Origin of the sequence: Psychrobacter sp. HD31, assembly GCF_051097895.1 — a bacterium.
Lineage (GTDB): Bacteria > Pseudomonadota > Gammaproteobacteria > Pseudomonadales > Moraxellaceae > Psychrobacter.
The window spans coordinates 471,834-496,107 of sequence record NZ_CP142525.1; the positions used below are offsets into that span (position 1 = coordinate 471,834).

A 24,274-nucleotide genomic window follows, 5' to 3' on the forward strand; every position below is an offset into this window, starting at 1 on the left:
ATGCACAAAAAAAGTCTGCATAAATTGGTTATACAGACTGTTTTGTTAAAAAACGTTAAAAGTTAAAACCATTCCAATGCTTTATCATACCAAGTTGGTTGATTAGAGTTTTGTGACGGTCTCTGATCTTCTGGACTATTAGCATCATTAGGGTCAAACTGTTTTAGGCTACTATCGTCATTTGGCTCAAATTGGGTTAAGCCTTCATGTTCTCTTTGTTGTTGAATAGCCTCATTTTGCTGTGCTTCGTTATATTCACGTTGTTGCTTTTGCAAGATTTCTTGTTCATATACGCCAAGCGCACAGCTGCTTGCTTCTTTTGGTACTGTTTTGGTTATGATAGGCATATATCTTGCATTGGTGCAAAGCTCATTTGATAAAGTGCCTTCACCATTTTCTAGCCACATCCATTCAATGTTATCAGGTTGCGGTAATGAAACAGGTGTTAAGTTTAGACGGCGCATATAATCAACCCAAATAGGCAATGCACCAGAGCTACCGCTTAGTCCAATTGATTTGTTATCATCACGACCAACCCATACAACACTCACATAGTTGCCACTATAGCCTGCAAACCAAGCGTCTTTATAATCGTTGGTTGTGCCAGTTTTACCTGCTAAGTTTAGGTGCTTACCAAGTGATAACGCTTTTTTAGCGGTGCCTTGTTTAACGACTTGTTGCATAGCATAGTTGGTTAGGTAGTTTGCATCGGTGGGTACGCTTTGCCTGGTTTCAAAGGCAACACGTTGTAACACATTGCCTTTATCATCAATAACCGAACGGATACTATGGATTGGCGTTCTAAAACCACCGGTTGCAAATACCTGATAAACACCCAGCATATCCATAGGTGTTAAGGCAACTGAACCAAGTAAAACCGAAGGGTAAGGCTCGATGTTTTGTGTAACGCCCATATTTTTAAGCTGCTTAATAAAGGTATCGACACCAAACTCCATACCCAAGCGAACGGCCGCTTGGTTGTATGATTTTGCTAACGCATTGGTTAAGCCAATATATCCGTGCTCTCTGCCATCGTAGTTTTGTGGTGTCCATTGAGTGCCATCTACGGTTAACGTAATTGGACTGTCCTCAACAGGGCTAGCGAGCGTATAACGTTTACTTTGTAGTGCAGTTAAGTAAATAACTGGCTTTAATAATGAGCCAACTTGGCGTTTGGCATCGACTGCACGGTTAAAACCAGTAAAATTACTACCACTACCAACCACAGCAGCAAGTTCCCCTGTTTCTGGATTGGCACTGACTAAGGCAGATTCTAATTGACGACTGCTTACTCTGCGTAGACCATTAAGCTTATTTGCAATGGCTTTATCAGCTGCCATTTGGGCAATAGGATCGATGGTACTAATGATTCGTAAGCCTTCATTTTTAAGGTCTTCTTCGTCATAAAACTCATTCAACTCGCGTTTAACAATGTCTAAAAAATCAGGGAAACGACTTTTACCAACGCTTGCTTTTTTTACCACGCCTAATGGTTGTTTAATGGCTTTTTCATAATCGGCTTGAGATAACTTGCCAGTGACCAGCATATTATTTAGTACGACATTACGACGTTCTTTAGCACGCTCTGGGTGTCTTCTTGGATTATAATAACTCGGTCCTTTTGCTAAGCCAACCAACATGGCTTGTTGGTCAACTCTTAACTCTTTTAATGGTCGATTAAAATAAAATTGCGAAGCTAATCCAAAACCATTAATAGAACGATTGCCATTTTGTCCCAAGTTTATCTCATTCATATAAGCTTGTAGAATTTGATTTTTATCGTAGTGAACTTCTAACAAAACCGCCATAACTGCTTCGTTTGCCTTACGTTTAAGGCTACGCTCTGAGTTAAGATAAAAGTTTTTAATCAACTGTTGGGTTAAGGTAGAGCCACCTTGCATGGATTTGCCAGAAAAGTTATTAATGACAGCACGGGCAATACCTCTAAATGAGATGCCTTTATGGCTATAAAAGTTTCTATCTTCTGTTGCTATTAGCGCATCTACTAGTGGTTGAGGTGTATCTTTTAATGAAACAACCGCTCGGTCTTCATTATTGTCTGGATAAATCCCCCCAATGTTGATGGGTTCAAGTCTTATAATACCCGTTTTACTTTGCTGTGTACTTTGTACGCTATTAACTCTGCCATTGTTAATGTTAACTTTAATAACTTGTTCATTTTCTATATCATCATTGCCGTAGCTAAAGCCACGGGTATGAATGTAATAAGTGCTGTTTGCCTTGTGGAAGCTACCAGTTGTGTTGTATTTGCTATTTGAGCGATAGTTAAGCAAGCTTAACCATTTGTCGAGTGTAACGGTATCAACACTTGCACCTTGATAAAGCTCCAGAGGTTTTGAATATACTTTTGCAGGTATATTCCAGCGTTTACCTTCAAATTTGTTAACCACTGTGCGGTCAAGCTGCATCACATATAATGTGAACATGACCATAGCGGCAATCAGCACAAGTAAAAACAAAAAGCTTAAAACAAATCCATGCTGTTTGTTGCTTGCGGAGTGATTTTGATTAATATGTTGTTGCTTTGACACTATTAAATTACCATCTAAAATTTATTCCATTATAGCTAATTATTGAGTGGTAATCAGTTTTTTAACGATGCCAATTGTGAAATTTGTATGGATAAATCTTAATGAGTAAGCTTTTTGAAACAAAAAACCACTTAGCAATAGCAAAGTGGTTTAATAAAAAATGATGAAGTGATCGGGTCGGTTACTCTTGTAAATAGCTTAGCAAACGAACAAATTCGATATACATCCAAACCAATGTGGCTAAAATGCCCACACTATAAACCCATTCATAGTCGCTAGATATGCCCATGGCTACGCCACGTTCTACATTATCAAAATCAAGCAATAAACTAAATGACGCAATTAAAATAACAAATATACTAAAGCCAATGGCAATCATGCCACCGTCAAATAAGTACGGGATGCTAGAGCCAAACCCCAAACGCATAACCCATTGGATAACGTACAAAATCAAAATGGCAAAAATTGCAGAGGTTAAAATAGAACGGAATTTTTCAGTTACTTTAATAACACCCGAACGATATAAACCTAGCATGATTGCTGCGGTTACAAAGGTTGCTGATAGGGCAGTAAGCGGAATACTTGGCGCATAGCGCATTGCGATTAACGAAACACTACCTAAAAATAAGCCTTCTAACAAGGCATAAGGTACAGCCAAGGTTTTTGCCATTTGTGGTTTAAAGGTTAAAAAAAGCCCCAAACCAAAGGCAGCAAACATACTACCAAGGGCCAGCATGTATACAAAACTAGCGCTTAAGCCTGACATTAAAGCATAAAAAAACAAACCAATGCCTGAAAGGGTAGAGAGTGCAAGCATAAATCCTGTTTTACGAACGACGCCTTTAACCGTCATGGCTTTTTGACCAACTGCCAGTTCAGTACGGCTGATAATAGGGTTTGCCATAAAAGTATCCTTTTTTTTGAATAAGTGATTTTAAATCAATTTACCTACTTAATGTGGGTAAGGTGTTATTAATTCAAGTTTCTTCATTGTATGAGTTTGTGAGATAAAACAAAACAATTATTTTGTAAAATCTTACAGCTAAAAAAGACGGTAAATGTTATTATACAAATAATAAGTAGACATCCTTTGTCACTGTTTTATTATAGCTAATAAAGCTTTTTAACCGATGTCAAAAAGTGCTAAGCAGTTATTAATCATGAAGAAATTACAAGACAATATCAGTGCGCCAGCCTTTAAAAAAGTTGGCTTAATGGGTAGAGCTGGCAAAAAGAGTGTTACTAAAACGCTAGTTTATATTGCCAAAATTTTACAAAAAGAGTTTTCTTTATCGGTTGTGTTAGATGAAGACACGGCACATTTACCAACACTAACACTTAATCAACTACCTAATGTTGAAGTTGTGCCAAGAAACACAATTGGTGAACATTGTGATTTAGCGATTGTGGTTGGGGGAGATGGTTCCATGTTGCATGCTGCAAGTGTGCTGGCACAACATGGCGTGCCTGTATTGGGAGTAAACCGTGGGCGCTTGGGTTTTTTGGCAGATGTTAACCCAAATGAGATATATGAAAAGCTAAAGCATGTTATGCTTGGGGATTACCAGCTTGACCATCGGTTTTTGTTGTCAATGGAAATAAGAGAAGGTCATCAAATAGTCCATAAAGGTATGGCATTAAATGATATTGTATTGCATGCTGGTAAGTCGGTACATATGTTAGATTTTCAAATGCAAATTGATGGACAGCCAGTTTATCGTCAACATAGCGATGGTTTAATTGCGGCAACACCAACGGGTTCTACGGCGTATTCACTCTCTGGTGGCGGTCCTATTGTGCATCCTAGTTTAGATGCCATTTGTTTAGTACCCATGCATCCACATACCTTATCGAGTCGACCAATTGTGGTAAGTGGCAGTAGTGAAATTAAAATAGATCTTCATGAAGATAACCGTACTCAGCCGATGGTAAGTGCAGATGGCACAACAAGCATCCCTATTGAGAAAAATCAATGCCTTTATATTCGTAAACATCCCGATAAATTAACGTTATTACACCCACCAGGCTTTGATTTTTATAAAGCGTGCCGTACCAAATTAAACTGGAATGCTTATGCAGAAGAGTTTGGTCTAGATATTGATGATTAATCAAAACAGTTTAGACCTTCAATATGCGTATTTACTTAACAAGTATTGATGTAGGAGAATGCAATGGATAAACAAGTAATTTTAGAGTCATTAACCCCAGAAATTGTTGAAAAGTTTAGAACAGCAATTGAAATTGGTAAATGGGCAGATGGGCGCAAATTAACATCAGAACAATTACAAACATGTATGCAAGCAGTGATGGTGTGGGAGCATGAACATCTAGCGGTTGAAGAAAGAACTGGTTTTATCAATAAACCAGTTAAAAAAGACGGTACAGTAGTAGGGGAAGCCTGTGATGTTGAGCATGAACACCATTATCCAAACAATCCAAACCCAACTGTAAAACCAGTTAACTTTAAAAATAAGTAAAAATTAACCTATGCAAATAACTTATAAGAAAAACGGTGCTTAAAAGCACCGTTTTTTATTTAAATATCGTGTATCTATCTAGTTAAGTTTTTTCTTTGTTAGAGGGTTTGTTGACATCTTAATACCCTCCCATCCAAATTCTATAAAATTACGGATATTATCATGGTCAGTATCAGTTGGTGTTGCAACAACTTTTTTATAATGCTCAGCAAAAAGTGTTAAAGTCTCAGCTTTATTTAGGCCGTGAGATTTTGCTAATGCAAACACTTTGGCACTGCCGTTGTTTTCACCCAACTCATTTGTTTTATTGCCATTTACAAAGCTGATAGGGGTAAAGTCATATGATGTATCAACAAATGTAATGACATCATTAAAAATAGCGGTATCATTTTTTAAGGCAGCCAAAAGTTCTGTAATGCTGCTATAAGAATTCATAATTTTTAAAACCTAGGGTTATTTAAATAAGTTTGCTTATCTTAAAACTAAATAAGCATAAAATTAGCGATTAAAGTAATCATCGTCTTCAAAACTATTAAATGAGTTGTTGAAGTTTTGTTCCTCTAAATGCTGCATGTGATTTTGCATAGAACGCTCGTGTTGGATTCTTTGGTAAATCTCTTCACGGTGTACAGCAATATCTTTAGGTGCATTAACACCTAATCTCACTTGGTTGCCTTTTACCCCTAAAACTCTGACACTTACTTCATCACCAATCATAAGCGTTTCGCCAACACGGCGAGTTAAAATTAACATGCGTCAAGCTCCTTATGTCGCAAAATACAACAATAATAAATTAAACATGATTTTACCAATTTAACATATCGCCCAATATGAAAAAGGTCTACAGCTTTTTAAAAGTCGTAGACCGTATATTATAAACATGTTTTATCTTTTAGTCACTATAAATAGTCAATGTTAATGATTGCTTATTTAAATAGTACCGATAGTTAAAGATTACTTTTGGTATTATGTGCCAGCAACGTGACTTTCACCATCTTCTCTATCTAAACCAAATGCGGTATGTAGCTTTTTCACGGCTTTTTCTAAGTATTGCTCTTGAGCCAATACAGAGATTTTAATTTCACTGGTAGAAATCATTTGGATATTTACATTGTTTTCAGCCAATGTTTGGAACATGGTGCTTGCAACACCAGCATGTGAACGCATACCAACACCAACAAGAGAAATTTTAACAACTTTATCATCGCCAAAAATTTCAGCAGCGCCAATTTCTTCTTTCACTTCATTATTTAACACTTCAATGGTTTTATCCATGTCGTTTCTGTGAACAGTAAAGCTAAAATCGGTAAGACCGTTAGAAGCAACATTTTGCAGAATCATATCTATTTCAATATTGGCTTTACCAACGGGTGTTAAAATAGCAGCAGCGATACCAGGGTGGTCTGGTACACCACGTACAACAATCTTTGCTTCATCTCGGTTAAATGCGATGCCAGAAATTAGAGGCTGTTCCATGCTGTCTCCTTCGTCGATAGTAATTAGTGTGCCAACATTGTTTTTAAAGTCTTCATCAAATTTTCCGTCAATATCTTCATCAAAGCTTGATAGCACACGAAGTGGAACTTGATATTTACCAGCAAATTCGACGGAACGGATTTGTAATACCTTAGAGCCTAAGCTTGCCATTTCTAACATTTCTTCAAAGGTAATGCGGCTTAGCTTTTTTGCTTTTGAAGTTAGGCGGGGGTCTGTGGTATAAACACCATCTACATCGGTATAAATTTGGCATTCATCTGCTTTTAATGCGGCTGCTAAGGCAACTCCAGTGGTGTCAGAACCACCGCGACCTAATGTTGTGATATCTCCGTGTTCATCGATACCCTGGAAGCCAGCAACAATAACAACGTTACCGGCATCAAGTTGTTTGCGGATTCTTTCATCATCAATGCTTTTAATGCGAGCTTTGTTGTGAGTATCGTCAGTTTTAATCGCAACTTGCCCACCAGTAAATGAACGCGCACCAACCCCAATGCTTTGCAATGCCATTGCAAGTAATGAAATAGACACTTGCTCGCCTGTAGAGACCATTTGGTCGTATTCGCGAGGGTCTGGATTTTTATTAATCTGGTTTGCTAAATCAATTAGTCGGTTGGTTTCACCGCTCATTGCAGAAACCACTACCACCACTTGATGTCCATTATCGTGCCAGCTTTTAACACGTTTTGCGACGTTTTTGATACGACTGATGTTACCCATCGACGTACCACCATATTTTTGCACAATTAACGCCATTGATATAACCTTAATCTCAATTAAATTCAGATATGCTTTATACCATATTTTAGAGTGTTAACCAAATTTATAGCCAATTTTATGGCAAATATAGCTGTAAATTTTTTATGGATATAAAAACTGTTTGTTTTAAGCCAAAAAAAAGAGCTAAGTTTATTAGCTCTTTTAATGTTTACTATCTATATAAGTAACTAGCTTAGCTGTTCTGCAATCCATGTATTTAGGTTTTGCATTATTTGTTCAAAACCATCTGGTTTTGTTGCGCCGCCTTGAGCATAGTCAGGTTTACCACCACCTTTGCCACCAAGCTCAGTTGCTAAATGTCTAATGATGTCACCTGCCTTAATCTGGCTGGTTAATTGTTTAGCAACAGAACAAGCTAACGCAAGTTGTCCGCCTGTCTTACCATCTTTATCACCTACTAAGATAATAACTGCTTCAGGCTTTTTAGATTTTAGGTCATCCATCAGTGGGCGTATGCTTTTTCCATCAATACCACTAACGGTTGCCATAAGTACAGGCACCTCATTTACAAGGGTTATTTGTTCTATTAAACTAGCTGCTTGGCTACTGGCAAGCTTTTGTTGTAAACGTTCTAACTGTTTTTCTAAATCACGCTGTTTATCTGCCATGGCTTGCACTCGGTCGGCAATTTCTGGGCGTTTGGCTTTTAAATTGCCAGCGAGTATTTGCAACTGGGCTTCGCCTTCTTGCACAAATTTAATGGCGTTGATACCAGTTAACGCTTCGATTCGGCGTACGCCGGCAGCAATGCCAGATTCTGATACAATTTTAAATAAGCCAATGTCACCCGTGCGGTTGACGTGCAAACCACCACATAATTCTATAGAAAATGGCTTATCATCACTGTCTACTGTGCCCATTGTAAGTACACGAACATTATCGCCATACTTTTCGCCAAATAATGCCATCGCACCTTTTGCCATTGCTTCATCAATTGGCATCGTTTGAGCTTGTGCTTGGGTATTCGCTAAGACTTGCTCATTAACCATGCGTTCTATCTTAACCAGCTCTTCTATAGATACTGGGCGGTCAAGTGAAAAGTCAAAACGTAATACATTGCTGGTGACTAAAGAGCCTTTTTGGCTAACGCCATCACCCAAAACGTTACGCAATGATGCATGTAGTAGGTGAGTTGCTGAGTGGTTTTTAGCACTATTGACACGCACAGTCGATTCAACTTGTGCGTCAGCCGTTTGGCTTGCACTAACTGCACCCATCGTTACTACACCATAGTGGATGATTGCTTGCCCAGACTTTTTAGTATTTTGGACTTTAAACACGCCTGAAGCTGTGTGAATTTCGCCCAATTCACCTGCTTGACCACCACCCTCAGCATAAAATGGGGTTTTATCAAGCACAATCACACCTTCTTGACCTTCAGTCAAGCTGCCTAATGGTTTCCCTTCTTGATAAATAGAAATAATGTTGCTATTGGCTTCAGAAAGTTGCTGATAGCCTAAAAACTCAGTTGGCTTTTGTACATTAATGAGGGCAGTGTAATCAACATCAAATTTACCAGCATCACGTGCTCTATCACGTTGTGCTTGCATTTGTTCTTCAAAACTTGCTTCATCGATACTAATGCCTTTTTCACGTGTAATATCTGCGGTTAAATCAAGCGGGAAACCATAAGTATCGTACAGCTTAAAGGCAGCTTCTCCCGATAAAGTATCACCTGTTTGCAAGCTTTCCAACTCTGTAGATAATAAACGTAGCCCTTGTGCTAAGGTTTTAGCAAATTGGGTTTCTTCTTTTTCAATGGCGTTTTCTATATGTGATTGGTGTTCAACCAGCTGAGGGTATGCTTCTCCCATTTCTTTTACTAAAGGCGCAACCATTTTATTAAAAAAGTTTTCATTTGCACCTAGCTTATTCCCATGACGTACAGCACGGCGGATGATGCGGCGCAATACATAACCACGTCCTTCATTACTTGGTATAACGCCATCTGCAATTAAAAATGATACAGCGCGGATGTGGTCAGCAATAACTTTTAATGAGGGTTGTTGATTGTTATTAATGCCAATAATTTTTGCAGCTGCATTCATCAGGTTAACAAAAACATCGACTTCATAGTTGCCATGCACGCCTTGCATAATGGCGCTAATGCGTCCAAGTCCCATACCAGTATCAACACTTGGTTTTGGCAGCTTTTCCATAGAGCCATCTTTTTGGCGGTTGTATTGCATGAATACACAGTTCCAGATTTCGATATAGCGATCGCCATCTTCTTCTGGGGTACCAGGTAAGCCGCCTTCAACCTCTGGTCCGTGGTCATAAAAAATTTCACTGCATGGTCCACATGGTCCGGTATCACCCATCATCCAAAAGTTATCAGATTGGTAAGGTGCGCCTTTGTTATCACCAATACGGATGATACGCTCTGGTGCTAAACCAATTTTTTTATTCCATATATCAAAAGCTTCATCATCACTCTCATAAATTGTAACGTATAGCTTATCTGCATCTAGCCCCAGCCAATTTTTTGAAGTTAAAAACTCCCATGCAAACGGGATGGCCGATTCTTTAAAGTAATCACCAAAAGAAAAGTTGCCCAACATCTCAAAAAAAGTATTGTGACGAGCGGTGTAGCCAACGTTATCTAGGTCGTTATGTTTGCCACCAGCACGTACACATTTTTGAGAGGTGACAGCACGATTGTAGTCACGCTGTTCTAAGCCTAAGAAGGTGTCTTTAAATTGGTTCATGCCTGCATTTGTAAACAGTAGAGTAGGGTCATCATGTGGGATAAGACTTGAAGAAGGTACATGTGTGTGTCCCTTGCTTACAAAAAAATCGATAAAAGCTTGACGAAGCTGATTTGAAGACATGAAATTAACTGGCTGGCTCATTGAAAAATCCTAGCTAAATGAGATAAATAATTATAAATACAAAGGTATATATTTTAGCATAGATATTAATGCTGGGTGAATATCTACCACTTGTATAAATTGACAATTTAACAAAAAAGACCAAAGCATTTGCTCTGGTCTTTAAAGTAAGGCTGTTAAAATGACAAACCTAAATTGAATTAATGATACTACTTAAGCTCAACAGTTGCACCGCGTTTGATGTTAGCATAAACCTCTAACACATCCCAGTTTGTTAAGCGGATACAACCGTGTGATGCTTGGCGACTAATACCTTCAGGTACTGGTGAGCCATGCAAACCATAAGATGGTCTTGATAAGCCCATCCATACTACACCAACAGGGTTGTTTGGACCTGGTGCAATTTTATATTTTTTAGCGGTTGCGCCTTCACCCACTGTTGCATTGTACCAAGGCATTTTCACTTTGTTTACAATTTTATAAGTACCATGTGGTGATGGTGTTGCACTGCTTCCAACGGTTGTTGGGTAAGTGGCAACAAGCTTGTTACCATTATAAGCGTAAAGGGTTTCATTTTTTTTGTTTGCTACCACACGGGTAATGGTTTCATTTAATGATAAACCTGGGTTATAAACGGTAATTGTTTGCCCAGCAACAAACTTTTTACCCTTATTAAGTTTTTTAAGGTAGTTAATATCCATGTGGAAGCGTTCGGCAAACATTTCATAAATATTATTGTAGTACATACCTGGTAGTTTTGACTTAGCTGGGTAACCAGATGGAATTTGCATAAATCGAGTATTCGCATCTTGTTTGCTAATGGTATATTCAACTAAAACTGGGCGTTCATCAGGGATTTTTGCGGTTAATGCATTCCAAGTCGCTTGATCCATACGTCCTGTTTGTTTAAGCCCTTTCATTGCCTGAAAGTTTTTAAGTGCTTTTTTACTATTCATACCCCAACCGCCATCAATAGGACCTGGCGAGGCATGGTTCCAATCTAGCAAAGCTTGTAACTTAACTGTCATGGTGTTTACTTTTTTCATGCCTGGTGTCCACTTGCCTTTATTAACGGCTGCTGCGTATTGCGAAAGCGTGGCTGTTTTTGTACCAGGTGGCAATTGGTTGGTACCGGTTTGCGTATTGGTGGTGGTTGTTTCGACTGCTGTTCCTTTAATGATGCTATCAATGGTGGTGTCATCATTGCCAACTAAGTCGTTGTTACGCTCTGACTCTGGCAGTTCATAGGCTAGGGGATCAGATGAAGTGTCACTAACAACACCAACATTGGTTATCTCAGTTGCGGTATTATTAGCTTCTGTAATCACATTTTGAATTTCATCATTCGCATCTGTTTTAGTATTTTCTAAAACAGTGCTACTTTCTTTAATAGTTGTGCCAGATAAACTCTCGATTGTAAAAGCTTGAGGTTGTGATGCCTGTTGAGCACTGGCATCCTGCAACTCATTAAATGGTAAAGTTTTTTCAGTTGCCGCTGTTGCCGAGATAGATGCGATAGCAATAGAGCTAGCCAGCAGAGTGGTTGAGAGTCCTTTCAAGCCAAACTTGCTTGAATCAAATGAAAATTTTTGCATGTTAACCTCTTTTGAGATGAAAATAGATATAAAAATAAATTGTGCAAATTTAATCGTCAAGAATAATAGCAATATTTTGTAACAGATTTCATTGGTAGATTTGTAACTGTATTTTTAAAACTTATCGCTATGAAATGATTTTTGCCTTATTTTAGCAAAAAAATGTTACATAAACATAAATTCTTTATTTTTAAACATTAGGATGGATTTGTTTTTACTAACCATTATTGATAAAAGATGGAATCTTTATAGAGATATTAGTGCATTTAATTGTTATTATGATGGCATTGCTTATATAATTGCTAAATATTTTATTTAAATAACGTTTAATTAAAAATTGGCATAACTTAAAATTTGAGGTTAATAATAAAAATGCAAATTCATGAGTTTGAAGATACCGAATCTGAAAATATAAACACACAAATAGAAACACCAGCGTCTCATCAATTAGCGACTGAATATGAGGATGATTTAGAACGAGAATTAAACGAAGCACATCAATCCTTGCGTACGATTCGTGACTTTATTCGTTTTTGTGTGACTCAACTACGCAGTTATGATGTGGTGGTTGCTCAAGGGACAACCGACGAGTTTGCAGAAAGTGCTGCCATTGTAATGCATACGTTATCGCTTGATTGGGCGGTAGATGAGCAAATTTTAGATTGTCGATTAACTGATAATGAAAAAACTGCCGTACTGACTTTATTACAACAGCGAATCATTGAACGTAAACCTCTTAGTTACTTGATTAATTTATCCTATTTTTGCGACTTGCCATTTTATGTTGATGAACGAGTATTAATCCCTCGTTCACCCATTGCAGAGTTAATACGCCAGCAGTTTTATCCTTATTTTGAAACCAATGACCTAGCTAAATCAGTCATTATAGATGATAAATCAAGTAATGAGCAGTTTTACTCACATGGTTTAGAAGAGCTGTTTTTATCAAGTCCAGAACGTATCTTGGATTTATGTACAGGTTCTGCTTGTATTGCGATTGCGCTTGCGAGTCGTTTTGTGAATGCCGCTATTGATGCAACGGATATTGACAAAAATGCATTAGAAGTAGCCGCGGTAAATGTAGAGCACCATGGCATGGTTGGGCAAGTTAATTTGGTCGAGTCGGATTTATTTGAGAAATTAAACCCAGAAAACCAATATGATTTAATTGTTACAAACCCGCCATATGTTGATGCTGCGATTATGGCAGAATTACCGCCAGAATTTATTCATGAGCCAGAGCATGCGCTTGCGGCAGGGCAAGATGGCCTAGATTTGGTACATCATATTTTGTATCAAGCATCAGGCTTTTTAACCGATAAAGGCTTGTTGGTTTGTGAAGTGGGTGAGAGTGAATGGGCGTTAAATCAATCTTATCCAGAAATACAGTTTGATTGGCTAAAATTTGCGCATGGTGGACACGGTATTTTTGCAATTACCAAAGATGAGCTAGTTAAGTATCGTGATCTGTTTGCACAAAAAGTTAACAACTTGGCTTAAGTATTAACTTAGTCTTTATTATAAATTTTAGGGTAAAGGAATAAAAAGGTAATAGAATGGCAGGTAATACAATTGGTCAAGTATTTACAGTAACTACTTGTGGTGAGTCGCACGGTGTTGGTCTTATGGCGATTGTTGATGGTGTACCACCAGGGCTCGAGCTGAGTACAGCTGACTTACAAGTTGATTTAGATCGCCGCAAACCCGGTACTTCAAAATTTGCAACTCAACGTAAAGAAGCCGATGAGGTAGAGATTATCTCTGGTGTGTTTGAAGGCAAAACAACAGGCACTTCTATTGGGCTATTAATCCGTAATACGGACCAAAAATCAAAGGACTATAGCGAAATTGCAGATACTTTCCGTCCAGGGCATGCTGACTATACCTATAGTATGAAATATGGTTTTCGTGATTATCGCGGTGGTGGGCGCTCATCTGCACGTGAAACCGCGATGCGAGTGGCGGCGGGTGCCATTGCAAAAAAATATTTGGCAAAAAAACTTGGTATCCAAATTAATGGTCATGTGACACAAATTGGTGCTGAACATGCTAAGCCAATGGACTATCAAGATATTGACTGGGCGTTTGTAAACAGCAATCCATTTTTTACTGCTGATGCCAATGCGCTACCAAAATTTGAAAAACTTATTACCCAGCTGCGTAAAGAGGGTACCAGTTGTGGTGCTAAATTAGAAGTGATTGCAACCCATGTTCCTGTGGGGCTTGGTGAGCCAGTTTTTGATAGATTAGATGCAGATATTGCGCATGCCATGATGAGTATTAACGCGGTTAAAGGCGTTGAGATTGGTGATGGTATGGCTGTTGCTGGGCAGTATGGGCATTCAAGCCGAGATGAGTTGACCTCAGATGGGTTTACGTCTAACCATGCAGGCGGTATCTTAGGTGGCATTTCTTCTGGTCAGCCAATTAGCGTTAAAATTGCCTTAAAACCAACTTCGAGCATTACAACAAAAGGTAAAAGCATTAATTTAAAATCTGAAGCCGTTGAGATGCTAACAAAGGGTAGGCATGACCCTTGTGTGGGTGTTAGGGCAACGCCTATTGCAGAGGCAATGCTTGCCATTGTTTTGCTTGATCACTATTTACGTCACCGTGCTCAAAATGCAGATGTCATTCAACCTATTACCCCTATTGAGTAGTCGAGTTTTACAGACTTTTTATTAAAGCCCTATTTGTAGATTTATATCACTAATGGCTTAGCTTTATATGCATTAGCTGGTAGAAATTTTTTGCTATTTATTTTATAATTAGCCTCATGAATTTAATAAATAGTCGGTAGACTATTTTACTTCAAACCTGTTCATTTATTTAATCTGGAGATAACTTTAATGAGCGATGCAACTAGTTTACAACAAAAATATACGGACCTTTTAAACCTGCAAAAACAGCAACAACAAGCGGCTGTTAAAGCACTTGACCTGCTACAAACTTTGCAAGAAAACGATGTTGAAGTTAGCTTTTTAGGTTCAACACTTGATAATAAGTCTGTACAACAACTAATTGCCATGCATGAAGAAAACCAGTTAGATATTTTAAAAACGGTTGAAGCTTTAAATGCGTTAGTTGAACAACAAATTACAGCGGCAAAGTTAGACATTGCTTTATTACTTAAACAAGGTGTTGATGTTGCTGGTTTAACTGGTGGTAATGCTAACCAATCACAAGATGTTGTATTGTATGGTTTTGGTCGTATCGGTCGTATTTTAACGCGTCTGCTTGCTGCTAAAGCTGCCAGTGATAAAGGGCTACAGTTAAAAGCGATTGTTGTTCGCCCTGCAAAAGCAGGCGACTTATTAAAGCGTGCTAAGCTATTAATGCATGACTCAGTACATGGTGCTTTTGAAGGGTCTGTTGTCTTAGATGAAGAAAACAACGGTTTGATTGTTAATGGTCGTTTTATTCAAGTTATTTATGCTAAAAACCCAAATGAAATTAACTACACCAGCTATGGTATCGATAACGCCTTGATTATTGATAACACAGGTATCTGGACAGATGAAGAAGCGTTAGGTCAGCATTTGCAGTCTAAAGGTGTGAGCAAAGTGTTGTTAACCGCACCAGCAAAAGGTGATATCAAAAACATCGTATACAATGTAAATGACGACACCATTGGTGATGATGTGATTGTGAGTGCCGCAAGTTGTACAACCAATGCAATTACACCAACGCTTAAAGTATTGCATGATGAGTATGGTGTTGAAACAGGGCATGTTGAAACAATCCACTCTTATACCAACGACCAAAACCTAATTGATAACTATCATAAAAAAGACCGTCGTGGTCGTAGTGCTGGGCTTAACATGGTTATTACTAGCACAGGCGCAGCAAAAGCTGTTGGTAAAGCCTTGCCAGAGCTTAACGGCAAGTTAACTGGAAATGCCATTCGTGTACCAACACCAAATGTTAGTATGGCAATTTTAAACCTAAACTTAAAAACAGCACCAGCAAGTGCTGATGCCTTAAATGCGTTCTTGCAAAGTGTTGCAGAATCAAATAAATGGCAAGCACAAATTGATTATGTGGATTCAACTGAAGCTGTTTCTACTGATTTTGTTGGTGCACAAAAAGTTGGTATTGTTGATGCACAAGCAACGATTGTTACTAACAACCATGCTACTGTATACATTTGGTATGATAATGAAGTAGGCTATAGCACACAGGTATTACGTGTTGCAAAACAAATGGCTGGTATCAACTATGTTGATTTGTTAGCATAAGCCACAAATTTAAATTAGAAAAATAGTAATTAAAATGCGCTATAATAAGGGTTTGCCGACTGGGCAAGCCCTTTTATATTTATTTTGGAGCAATGACATGCGTTTTATTGATGAAGCTAAAATTACTGTGAAAGCAGGAGATGGTGGCAATGGTATTGTTAGCTTCCGTCGAGAAAAATACGTACCCAAAGGTGGACCTGATGGGGGAGATGGTGGAAGTGGTGGTGATGTGTATGTTATTGCTGATGATAACACCAATACGCTGGTAGATTACCGTTATACTCGCCGTTATGAAGCAAAACGAGGCGAGAATGGTAGTAGTAAAAACTGTTCTGGCAGAGGTGCCAGTGATATAGAATTGCGCGTACCAATTGGCACAACCATTATTGATATTGATACAAATGAAGTAGTAGGTGACTTGACCAAAAAAGGGCAACGCCTGTTAGTGGCTAAAGGTGGCCATGGTGGTTTGGGTAACACTCATTTTAAAAGCTCTACCAACCAAGCACCACGTAAAGCAACTAAGGGTGAAGAAGGGCAGCTAAAGCAATTACAATTTGAATTAAAAGTAGTTGCTGATGTGGGTCTTATTGGTTTGCCAAATGCAGGTAAGTCGACCTTTATCCGTCAAGTTTCTTCGGCCAAACCAAAAGTTGCGGACTATCCATTTACAACTTTAACTCCAAATTTAGGGGTGGTTGATGTTGGTTTGCAACGCTCATTTGTGATGGCTGATATTCCTGGCTTAATTTCTGGTGCATCAGAAGGCGCTGGGCTTGGTATACGTTTTTTAAAACATGTTGCTCGCACACGTCGTTTATTACATATTGTAGACGTACAACCAATTGACCAAAGTGATCCTGTTGAAAACGCACGTATGATTATGGATGAGCTAGCAAACTTTTCGCCAGAGCTCGCTAATTTGCCACAAATTTTGGTGCTAAACAAGCTAGATCAGATTCCGACAGATGAACAAAATGCACTTTGTACCCGTATTGTTGCAGAACTTGGTTGGACAGGTATGGTATTTAGAACCTCAACCTTAACAGGGGATGGTCTTGATGCTGTTAAGCACCACTTAATGAATGAGATTGAACGCGAAAAAGAGCGTGAAGAAGAAGATCCAATATTTGCTGAACAACAAAAAGAACGCTTTGAACGCCTAGAGCTTGAAGTGCGTCGCAATACACAAGAGCAAAAAGAAGCATACCGTGCGGCTCGTAAAGCGCAACGTGAAGGCTTGGTAAATGATGAAGAGTGGGATGATGATGATGGTGATGTCGAGGTAGTCTACGTACCCTAATTTGTAAATCGTAGGATGTGGCTAATACTGACAATGTCTATCACAAGATAAAGGGTATTTGGATACTGATAATGGAACAGCATATATGGATGAATATCATTAACAGAGTCTTGCTTCGGTTAATCAGACTTTATCTGAGGTTTGCATTTGTCTTTTATCCCATGTGGTTTATTATTGTAGTTATTCTTATTGTGTTTGCATTTGCTGGTGACAATCCATTTTTTTACGAATCTAATCAATGGGGTTGGAATATTTGGTTGATTGTTGGCAACGCTATTCGACTTTTTTTTCAATTAAGCCTATGGTTCTATTTATTAATAAATGTTGTGATTCTGATTAAGGGAGTTTTAAACTCAAGTATTATTCTAGAAAATAAATATTGTTTTTTACACTCTTTTTTAACAATCCTTGCTCTTATTTTTTGGTTCTATATGCCTGGGTTCTTAGCTTTTGTTATTTGTATGGTGGCTAGCAATATCTGTTTATATCTACATCAAAAAAAATCGAAGAAAAATAATCTAAAGTTATTTTATTAATTATCATATAAAAACTCTAACTTTATTTCCGTTGATTTTAATATTTGTAAGAAGTGTATATGATTGGGATAAAAGTGTAGAAATGGAATATTCGCCTTAATTTACAATAATTACTCCATTAAAAAATGCCTAAAATTATTTAGGCATTTTTTTATTTTAATAAAGTAAGTTATTTACTATATTGTTCTAAAATTTATATCAAACAAAAAAAACGGATTAAATGTTAATCCGTTTTTTATTATTTACATTATTTGATTAAACTTCATGATATAACTGCTTGCCTTCATCATGAAACTTTTGTTTCATTTGTTCCATACCTGCTTTTACTTCATCAACCGTACCTTCGCCAACTTGGGCAACCAGCTCTGTTTCCACTTGTTTAAATTCCAGCCCTTCGGCATAGTCACGAACATTTTGCGTAATCTTCATTGAGCAGAATTTTGGACCACACATTGAGCAGAAATGAGCCGATTTATGAGCGTCTTTTGGTAAGGTTTCATCGTGAAACTCGCGAGCGGTATCAGGGTCTAATGCTAAGTTAAACTGGTCTTCCCAGCGGAACTCAAAACGTGCTTTTGACAATGCATTATCACGAGCTTGAGCGGCAGGATGTCCTTTCGCTAGATCAGCTGCATGAGCTGCAATCTTATAGGTGATGATGCCGTCTTTGACGTCTTTCTTATTAGGTAAGCCTAAGTGCTCTTTTGGCGTGACATAACATAACATTGCCGTACCATACCAACCAATCATCGCTGCGCCAATCGCTGAGGTGATGTGGTCATATCCTGGTGCAATGTCTGTTGTCAAAGGACCTAAGGTATAAAACGGTGCCTCGTGGCAAGTTTCCAGTTGCAAGTCCATATTTTCTTTAATTCGGTTCATAGCAACGTGTCCAGGTCCTTCAATCATCACTTGCACATCATGTTTCCATGCAATTTCAGTCAGCTCACCAAGCGTACGCAGCTCACCAAACTGAGCATCATCATTGGCATCTTGAATACAGCCAGGGCGTAAACCATCACCTAAGCTAAATGCCACATCATATTGTTTCATGATTTCACAAATTTCTTCAAAATGAGTGTATAAGAAGTTTTCTTTATGATGAGCCAGACACCACTGTGCCATGATAGAACCACCACGACTCACAATACCTGTTAAGCGTTTAGCAGTGGTAGGAACATAGCGAAGAAGGACGCCTGCATGAATGGTAAAATAATCAACCCCTTGTTCTGCTTGCTCAATCAAAGTGTCTTTAAAAATTTCCCAAGTTAGATCTTCAGCCACCCCATCAACTTTTTCTAATGCTTGATAAATTGGCACAGTCCCAATGGGTACAGGGGAGTTACGAATAATCCATTCTCGAGTTTCATGAATATGTTTACCAGTAGACAAATCCATGATGGTATCAGCGCCCCAACGGGTTGCCCATGTCATTTTTGCCACTTCTTCATCAATACTCGACCCTAATGCAGAGTTACCAATATTGGCATTAATTTTTACCAAAAAATTTCGACCGATAATCATCGGCTCACTTTCTGGGTGGTTGATGTTATTTGGAATAATGGCACGTCCTGCGGCCACTTCACTACGCACAAACTCAGGAGTGATGACTCTAGGTGTATTTGCACCAAAATTATCCCCTGCGTGCTGTCGCATATCGGTCAGCTCATGTTGTTTTTGGGTTTCACGAATCGCAATATATTCCATCTCTGGGGTAATGATGCCTTGTTTGGCATACCACATTTGCGTTACATTGCCCGTAGAGCTGCCTGTAGAATTGTTGATATCTTTGGCACGGCGAGGCTTATCGATATGACCAAAACGTAAGTTTGCGGTCTTAATATCACTGGCGCGCTCACGTCCATAGTTACTGGACAGCCCTGTCAGTTGTTCAGTATCACCACGTTCCTCAATCCATTGTTGACGCAGCTTTGGCAGACCTTTGGTTAAGTCGATTTCTACGTTTGGGTCGGTATACACCCCTGAGGTATCATAAACGTAAAATGGAGGGTTGTTTTCTCCTTCTTTTTTACCCAAACCTCCTGCTGGGGTATCCGTTAGCGTAATTTCACGCATCGGTACTTGAATGTCTGGACGAGAGCCTTGGATATAAACCTTACGTGACGCTGGCAGATTTCGGGTGAGGTCACGGGCTTCTTCTTCGTAACGCTCATCGGTTGGCTTGCGATGGGCTGGGGTTTTTAGAGCGTTGTTTTGAGTAGTATTTGACATTTTGTTTCCTTTTATCAAGTTCTCAAGTTTATTTTTTGGGTTAATTCTTACAGAAAATATTAATTCGTCTATTTATCTAATCGTTGAAACTGACCAAGTGCTTTTCGACCAACTTCGGGGAGACGCACAACACTATGATTGTTAAAGCCCACCAAGACGACTTGTGCATCAGCAATTAATTCGTTTGCTTCATTCATGACTTCATAATTTAAGGAAAAACCAGCACCTCGGATTTCATCGATATAAATGATAAATTTTAGAACCTCTCCACGAAACGTCTCTTTGCGATAATTCACATTCAAGGATTTGACGATTAAACCAACGCCATAAAAGTTAAATTCTTTTTCGCCCAAGGCATCAAAGAATCTGAGTCGTGCTTCGTGAAGCATGGTGATTAACTTATCGTGTGCTAAGTGATGACCATAATTAATGTGGTCGATTGTAACGGTGAGTTCTGTTGTAAACATTAAGTTTTGTTGCCCTTTTATTTGTTAACTTTCGCTGGTTTATTTAACTGGCTTTTATTTCACTAGTCTTAACTTAACTAGCCTTGATTTAACTGGTCTTGATATGCCCAATGATTGACAGCACCATGCCCATGACCAATGCCTATACCACCCTGTTGATTGATGAGCGGATTGCTGATTGCACAAGTGATAAAGTCTTTTGCAGTGCGTATCGCTTGCTCAAAGCTATGACCTTTCGCCAATTCAGCGGTAATACAAGCAGAAAATGTACAGCCAGTACCGTGAGTATGTGGGGTGTCAAATCGTTTTGCAGTGAGGGTGAATTCGCCTTCTGGGGTCAATACATAATCAGTGCTTTCATCTCTTAATGTGGCATCCAGCTGATGACCTCCCTTAATGATGACTGTCTTTGCTCCTGTTGTTTGCAGTTTTTTTGCAGCTTTCTTCATGTCTTCCAGATTATGAATTTGCATGCCAGTTAGGGCTTCAGCTTCTGGAATATTTGGGGTTAATACATCTGCCAGTGGTAAAAGTTCATTTGTTAATGCATTTATAGCGGTATCTTCAAGTAAAGAAGCCCCACCTTTGGCAATCATGACAGGGTCAAGCACACATAATCCAATGTCATATGTACGTAAAGCATCTGCGACACAGTGAATAATTTCTGCATTACCCAACATGCCAACTTTAAACGCCGTGGGTGCAAAATCATCAGCGATGGCTTTTAATTGTGCAGAAATGGTAGTCGTGGGAATCGGGTGAATGTCTGTTACGCCTAGGGTATTTTGAGCGGTAATGGCAGTGATGACTGACATACCAAACACGCCACGCATTTGCATGGTTTTTAAATCCGCTTGAATCCCAGCACCGCCACCACTATCAGACCCTGCGATGGTGAGTGCTTGAGCAAAGTAATTGTTTTGTATGGTCATTTTTAGTTCCATTTTTTCCATTGTTCTTACATTAGTCAATAAACAGTTTGATGGCTATTTGATTAACGCTCTGATTACCTATTTATTGCATGGTTCGTTCTAAGCGTTTGCTTTCGTTTATTTACGCTCTTAATTTACTTTTTTAAAATCCAGATAGGCTAAGTTTTATTAGATGCAAACTGCAACATGATTCAAACCTGCCTCTATCAGTTTATCTGCCACATTTAATGCCCGTTGTCCTGATTGACAGGTTAAAACCAGTCGACGGTTTATTGCTAAGTCATTAACTGTCTGCATAATGTTATTAACAACGTTATCTTCCATAGGATAGTGATGAACCTGTCTGTTTTTAGATGCTTTGGCTTTAGATGCTTTGGTTTTCAATATTTTAGGTTGATGAATAACTTCTTGGTGACTGCGTACATCTATAATAAAGTCTGATTCATCAATCTGATTGGCACTGATGATAATGGCTTTATTTATCGGCTCAGGGGCATTACTAAAGTCCATGATAGATTGACGATATGTCCACAAGTCAATGCTTAACAATCTACCAGCCAGCTGGTTTGAATCACCCAAAATCACTTTCATAACTTCTTGAGCTTGCAACGTACCCATCATGCCAGAGGCTGTTCCGATGACACCAATACTATTACAATCTTGTCCGACTTCCGGTGGGTTAGGGAAGACTGCTCGCAAACTAGGCAGACGTATGTTGTTGGCTGCTGTACCATAGCAATAAACCCCAACATAGCCGACCACGCCCATGACGGAGGCAGATACTAACGGTTTGTTATTTTTTTGTGCATAATCGCTTAATAAATAACTAATGGTAAAATTATCTGTGGCATCAACCAGCACATCGACATCTAAAAGTAAATCGGCAATATTACTAGGCATTAACTTAACGTTATGACTGTTAACCTGTATTTCTTTATTAATGTCAGTCAGTGCTTTTTTTGCTGTTTCACTTTTAAATGAGTTGACATCCTCTTCACAATACAAAACTTGGCGGTGCAAGTTATTAAGGCTAACGACATCATGGTCAATGAGTGTTAGCTTACCAACACCTGCTCCTGCTAAATAAAGACCAACAGGACAACCCAATCCGCCCATCCCTATGATGGCAACATGTGCGTTAGCAAGCTTTTCTTGTCCGTCATAACCTATTTGCGGTACTTGAATCTGACGATTGTAGCGTTCAAGCTTCAATGTCTCGGTATTCGCTACAGGCTCTTCTGTATCTAGATTATGTTTTAGGTTAGGTTGGTGCTTGTTTTTTAGATGCTTGTTCTCTTCTACCAAAGCGTTTAAGGCGTTTACAGTGGTCATTGAGCCATCTCCAACCACTGCCTTAACCTTGACTCAGGGTTATCATTCATCAGTACATCACTGACCACGCTGATACAATCTGCTCCTGCCTTATAGACGCCTTCTGCACGTTCAATAGTCAACCCACCAATGCCAATCAGAGGAATACTTTCATCAACATCACTAATCTTTTGTTTCCATTCACGTACTCTATCCAGTCCTTGAGGTTGCCATGGCATTTTTTTTAAGGTGGTTTCATAAACAGGGCCCAAGGCAATGTAGTCAGGATGGACAGCCAAAGCCACATCAAGCTCTTCATGACTGTGGGTGCTGATGCCTAATCTAACGCCAGCCGATTTAATCTGCTCAATGTCCGCCTCAGCAAGGTCTTCTTGCCCAAGGTGTAGATAGTCACAGCCAAGTTCAATCGCTAATTGCCAATAGTCGTTCACCACCAATTGACAACCTGCCTGCTCGCATAACGCTTTGGCTTCAATAATTTGATGACGCACGTTGTCGATTGGCTTGTCTTTAATACGCAATTGCACCAGTTTTACACCAACAGGCAGTAATCTTGGCAACCAAGCAACATCATCAATGATTTGGTAGAATTTTGGGAAGTTTTTCATAAGTAGCTTAATATTAGTTGGTATCTATTATTCATAAAAATACAAATACACTGAGGGAGATTCACAATAAGGTAATATCAGATATTCATTAGTTTGAATAATCTTTTGAAATCTTGCCTTAGTTTTGTTATCTAAAGGGTAAATTGTTGCCAGAAACTCTATCAATTCGTCATAATTCACAATGCCATTGGCTTTTTTAAGAAACGTGAGTAATTGAGCACCTAATCCAATAAATTCAAAACCTAATTTATCCAACTGATTAATTACATAATAATTTTCAAAAGTATTTAGGTCAGATGAAAAATAACCATTGGGTTTCATTGCAATTTTCAAGGTATCTGAAGGTAAGTCATCAATACAAATACCAATTTCTTTAAAATTTGTCGCTTCTATGTTATTTAAGACTCTAAGTGGCTTTTCGTTAAAAAGCACCATTGCTTTTAAGTCATTTTCATCATATCGCTTAGTTTTCTCAATTATCTGATTTAACAATTGAGTCAACTGTGCTACATCAAAATCATCTTGTCGTTGTAAAAAATTAACAATATGCTCAGTTCTGGCTTTTTTAAGGTTAATATTGAAAGCTTTTTCCTGTTCTTGGTCATCAAAATCAACCCCATCAGCAAAATCACTTTCATCAACATTAAGTTCATCCTGCATGCTAGCGTGCATCGAAGTATATTCACATTGGTTAATATCATCCATGATGAATAAAACTTTTTGAGGAAATAGCTCTGATTTTAATTTTCTATAGCTAGCAATAATACAATCCCAGTCAGAAATATCCCTAATTTCACCAAAATAAGGAATACCATCAGTTCCTTGAAACCTTGGATATTTATCATTAACTTCATGATATTTTTTAATAATAGACATTAGAAATCCTTTAAACAA

At 38.5% G+C, this 24,274-nt stretch carries 19 protein-coding genes; 6 read left to right on the top strand and 13 right to left on the bottom strand.

The features are described 5' to 3' along the window. Window positions 1-62 precede the first annotated feature (62 nt). Window positions 63-2,534 (bottom strand): penicillin-binding protein 1B, encoded by a 2,472-nt coding sequence (gene mrcB, locus VH441_RS01980; RefSeq protein ID WP_434354337.1) that lies wholly within the window; start codon window positions 2,532-2,534, stop codon window positions 63-65. Between the two features lie 199 nt (window positions 2,535-2,733). Next, window positions 2,734-3,456: a Bax inhibitor-1/YccA family protein gene (locus VH441_RS01985; protein WP_434353816.1), complete on the bottom strand. Its 723-nt coding sequence runs from the start codon at window positions 3,454-3,456 to the stop codon at window positions 2,734-2,736. A 256-nt stretch (window positions 3,457-3,712) separates the two neighbouring features. On the opposite strand from VH441_RS01985, the gene VH441_RS01990 reads away from it, so the two are divergent. Together VH441_RS01990 and VH441_RS01995 are read left to right on the top strand one after the other, a co-directional pair. Next, entirely contained in the window at window positions 3,713-4,660 is a 948-nt protein-coding gene (locus tag VH441_RS01990) for an NAD(+) kinase (protein WP_434353817.1), read from the top strand. Between the two features lie 63 nt (window positions 4,661-4,723). Continuing rightward, window positions 4,724-5,029, top strand: a complete 306-nt coding sequence (locus VH441_RS01995; RefSeq protein ID WP_434353818.1) for a YeaC family protein — start codon at window positions 4,724-4,726, stop codon at window positions 5,027-5,029. Window positions 5,030-5,107: 78 nt separating this feature from the next. Here VH441_RS01995 and VH441_RS02000 read toward each other — a convergent pair whose 3' ends face one another. From VH441_RS02000 to VH441_RS02020, 5 genes are all read right to left on the bottom strand, one after another. Next, window positions 5,108-5,464 (bottom strand): HopJ type III effector protein, encoded by a 357-nt coding sequence (locus VH441_RS02000; RefSeq protein ID WP_434353819.1) that lies wholly within the window; start codon window positions 5,462-5,464, stop codon window positions 5,108-5,110. 63 nt (window positions 5,465-5,527) lie between these two features. Then, on the bottom strand, window positions 5,528-5,782 hold the full coding sequence (gene csrA, locus VH441_RS02005; RefSeq protein WP_434353820.1) for a carbon storage regulator CsrA: 255 nt from the start codon (window positions 5,780-5,782) through the stop codon (window positions 5,528-5,530). A gap of 213 nt (window positions 5,783-5,995) precedes the next feature. Next, window positions 5,996-7,282, bottom strand: coding sequence for an aspartate kinase (locus tag VH441_RS02010; RefSeq protein WP_434353821.1), 1,287 nt, complete (start codon window positions 7,280-7,282; stop codon window positions 5,996-5,998). Window positions 7,283-7,473: 191 nt separating this feature from the next. After that, window positions 7,474-10,158 (bottom strand): alanine--tRNA ligase, encoded by a 2,685-nt coding sequence (alaS, locus tag VH441_RS02015; protein WP_434353822.1) that lies wholly within the window; start codon window positions 10,156-10,158, stop codon window positions 7,474-7,476. Between the two features lie 188 nt (window positions 10,159-10,346). After that, complete coding sequence (locus VH441_RS02020) at window positions 10,347-11,732, bottom strand: L,D-transpeptidase family protein (protein WP_434353823.1); 1,386 nt, start codon at window positions 11,730-11,732, stop codon at window positions 10,347-10,349. Between the two features lie 372 nt (window positions 11,733-12,104). Between VH441_RS02020 and prmB the strand changes: the two genes are divergently transcribed. The 4 genes from prmB (at window position 12,105) to obgE (ending at window position 17,273) form a co-directional block, all read left to right on the top strand. Then, window positions 12,105-13,232 (top strand): 50S ribosomal protein L3 N(5)-glutamine methyltransferase, encoded by a 1,128-nt coding sequence (gene prmB, locus VH441_RS02025; RefSeq protein WP_434353824.1) that lies wholly within the window; start codon window positions 12,105-12,107, stop codon window positions 13,230-13,232. Between the two features lie 56 nt (window positions 13,233-13,288). Beyond that, a complete protein-coding gene (gene aroC / locus VH441_RS02030; RefSeq protein ID WP_434353825.1) occupies window positions 13,289-14,392 on the top strand; it encodes a chorismate synthase in 1,104 nt (367 codons plus the stop codon). Window positions 14,393-14,581: 189 nt separating this feature from the next. Next, window positions 14,582-15,970 (top strand): glyceraldehyde-3-phosphate dehydrogenase, encoded by a 1,389-nt coding sequence (locus VH441_RS02035; protein ID WP_434353826.1) that lies wholly within the window; start codon window positions 14,582-14,584, stop codon window positions 15,968-15,970. Between the two features lie 97 nt (window positions 15,971-16,067). Then, window positions 16,068-17,273, top strand: coding sequence for a GTPase ObgE (obgE, locus tag VH441_RS02040; RefSeq protein WP_434354338.1), 1,206 nt, complete (start codon window positions 16,068-16,070; stop codon window positions 17,271-17,273). 791 nt (window positions 17,274-18,064) lie between these two features. Here the strand turns inward: obgE and thiC are convergent. The 6 genes from thiC to VH441_RS02070 all read right to left on the bottom strand — a co-directional run bounded on the left by thiC (window position 18,065) and on the right by VH441_RS02070 (window position 24,256). Continuing rightward, complete coding sequence (gene thiC / locus VH441_RS02045) at window positions 18,065-20,041, bottom strand: phosphomethylpyrimidine synthase ThiC (protein WP_434353827.1); 1,977 nt, start codon at window positions 20,039-20,041, stop codon at window positions 18,065-18,067. 68 nt (window positions 20,042-20,109) lie between these two features. Continuing rightward, window positions 20,110-20,508 (bottom strand): acyl-CoA thioesterase, encoded by a 399-nt coding sequence (locus VH441_RS02050; protein ID WP_434353828.1) that lies wholly within the window; start codon window positions 20,506-20,508, stop codon window positions 20,110-20,112. A gap of 77 nt (window positions 20,509-20,585) precedes the next feature. Then, window positions 20,586-21,440 carry a bifunctional hydroxymethylpyrimidine kinase/phosphomethylpyrimidine kinase gene (thiD, locus tag VH441_RS02055; protein ID WP_434353829.1) on the bottom strand — a complete coding sequence of 285 codons (855 nt, stop codon included), beginning with the start codon at window positions 21,438-21,440 and terminating at the stop codon, window positions 20,586-20,588. A gap of 168 nt (window positions 21,441-21,608) precedes the next feature. After that, window positions 21,609-22,772 carry a ThiF family adenylyltransferase gene (locus tag VH441_RS02060; RefSeq protein WP_434353830.1) on the bottom strand — a complete coding sequence of 388 codons (1,164 nt, stop codon included), beginning with the start codon at window positions 22,770-22,772 and terminating at the stop codon, window positions 21,609-21,611. Continuing rightward, window positions 22,769-23,380, bottom strand: a complete 612-nt coding sequence (locus tag VH441_RS02065; protein WP_434353831.1) for a thiamine phosphate synthase — start codon at window positions 23,378-23,380, stop codon at window positions 22,769-22,771. The genes VH441_RS02060 and VH441_RS02065 overlap by 4 nt, the downstream gene beginning before the upstream one ends. Before the next feature lie 27 nt (window positions 23,381-23,407). Next, window positions 23,408-24,256 carry a hypothetical protein gene (locus VH441_RS02070; RefSeq protein ID WP_434353832.1) on the bottom strand — a complete coding sequence of 283 codons (849 nt, stop codon included), beginning with the start codon at window positions 24,254-24,256 and terminating at the stop codon, window positions 23,408-23,410. Window positions 24,257-24,274 lie beyond the last annotated feature (18 nt).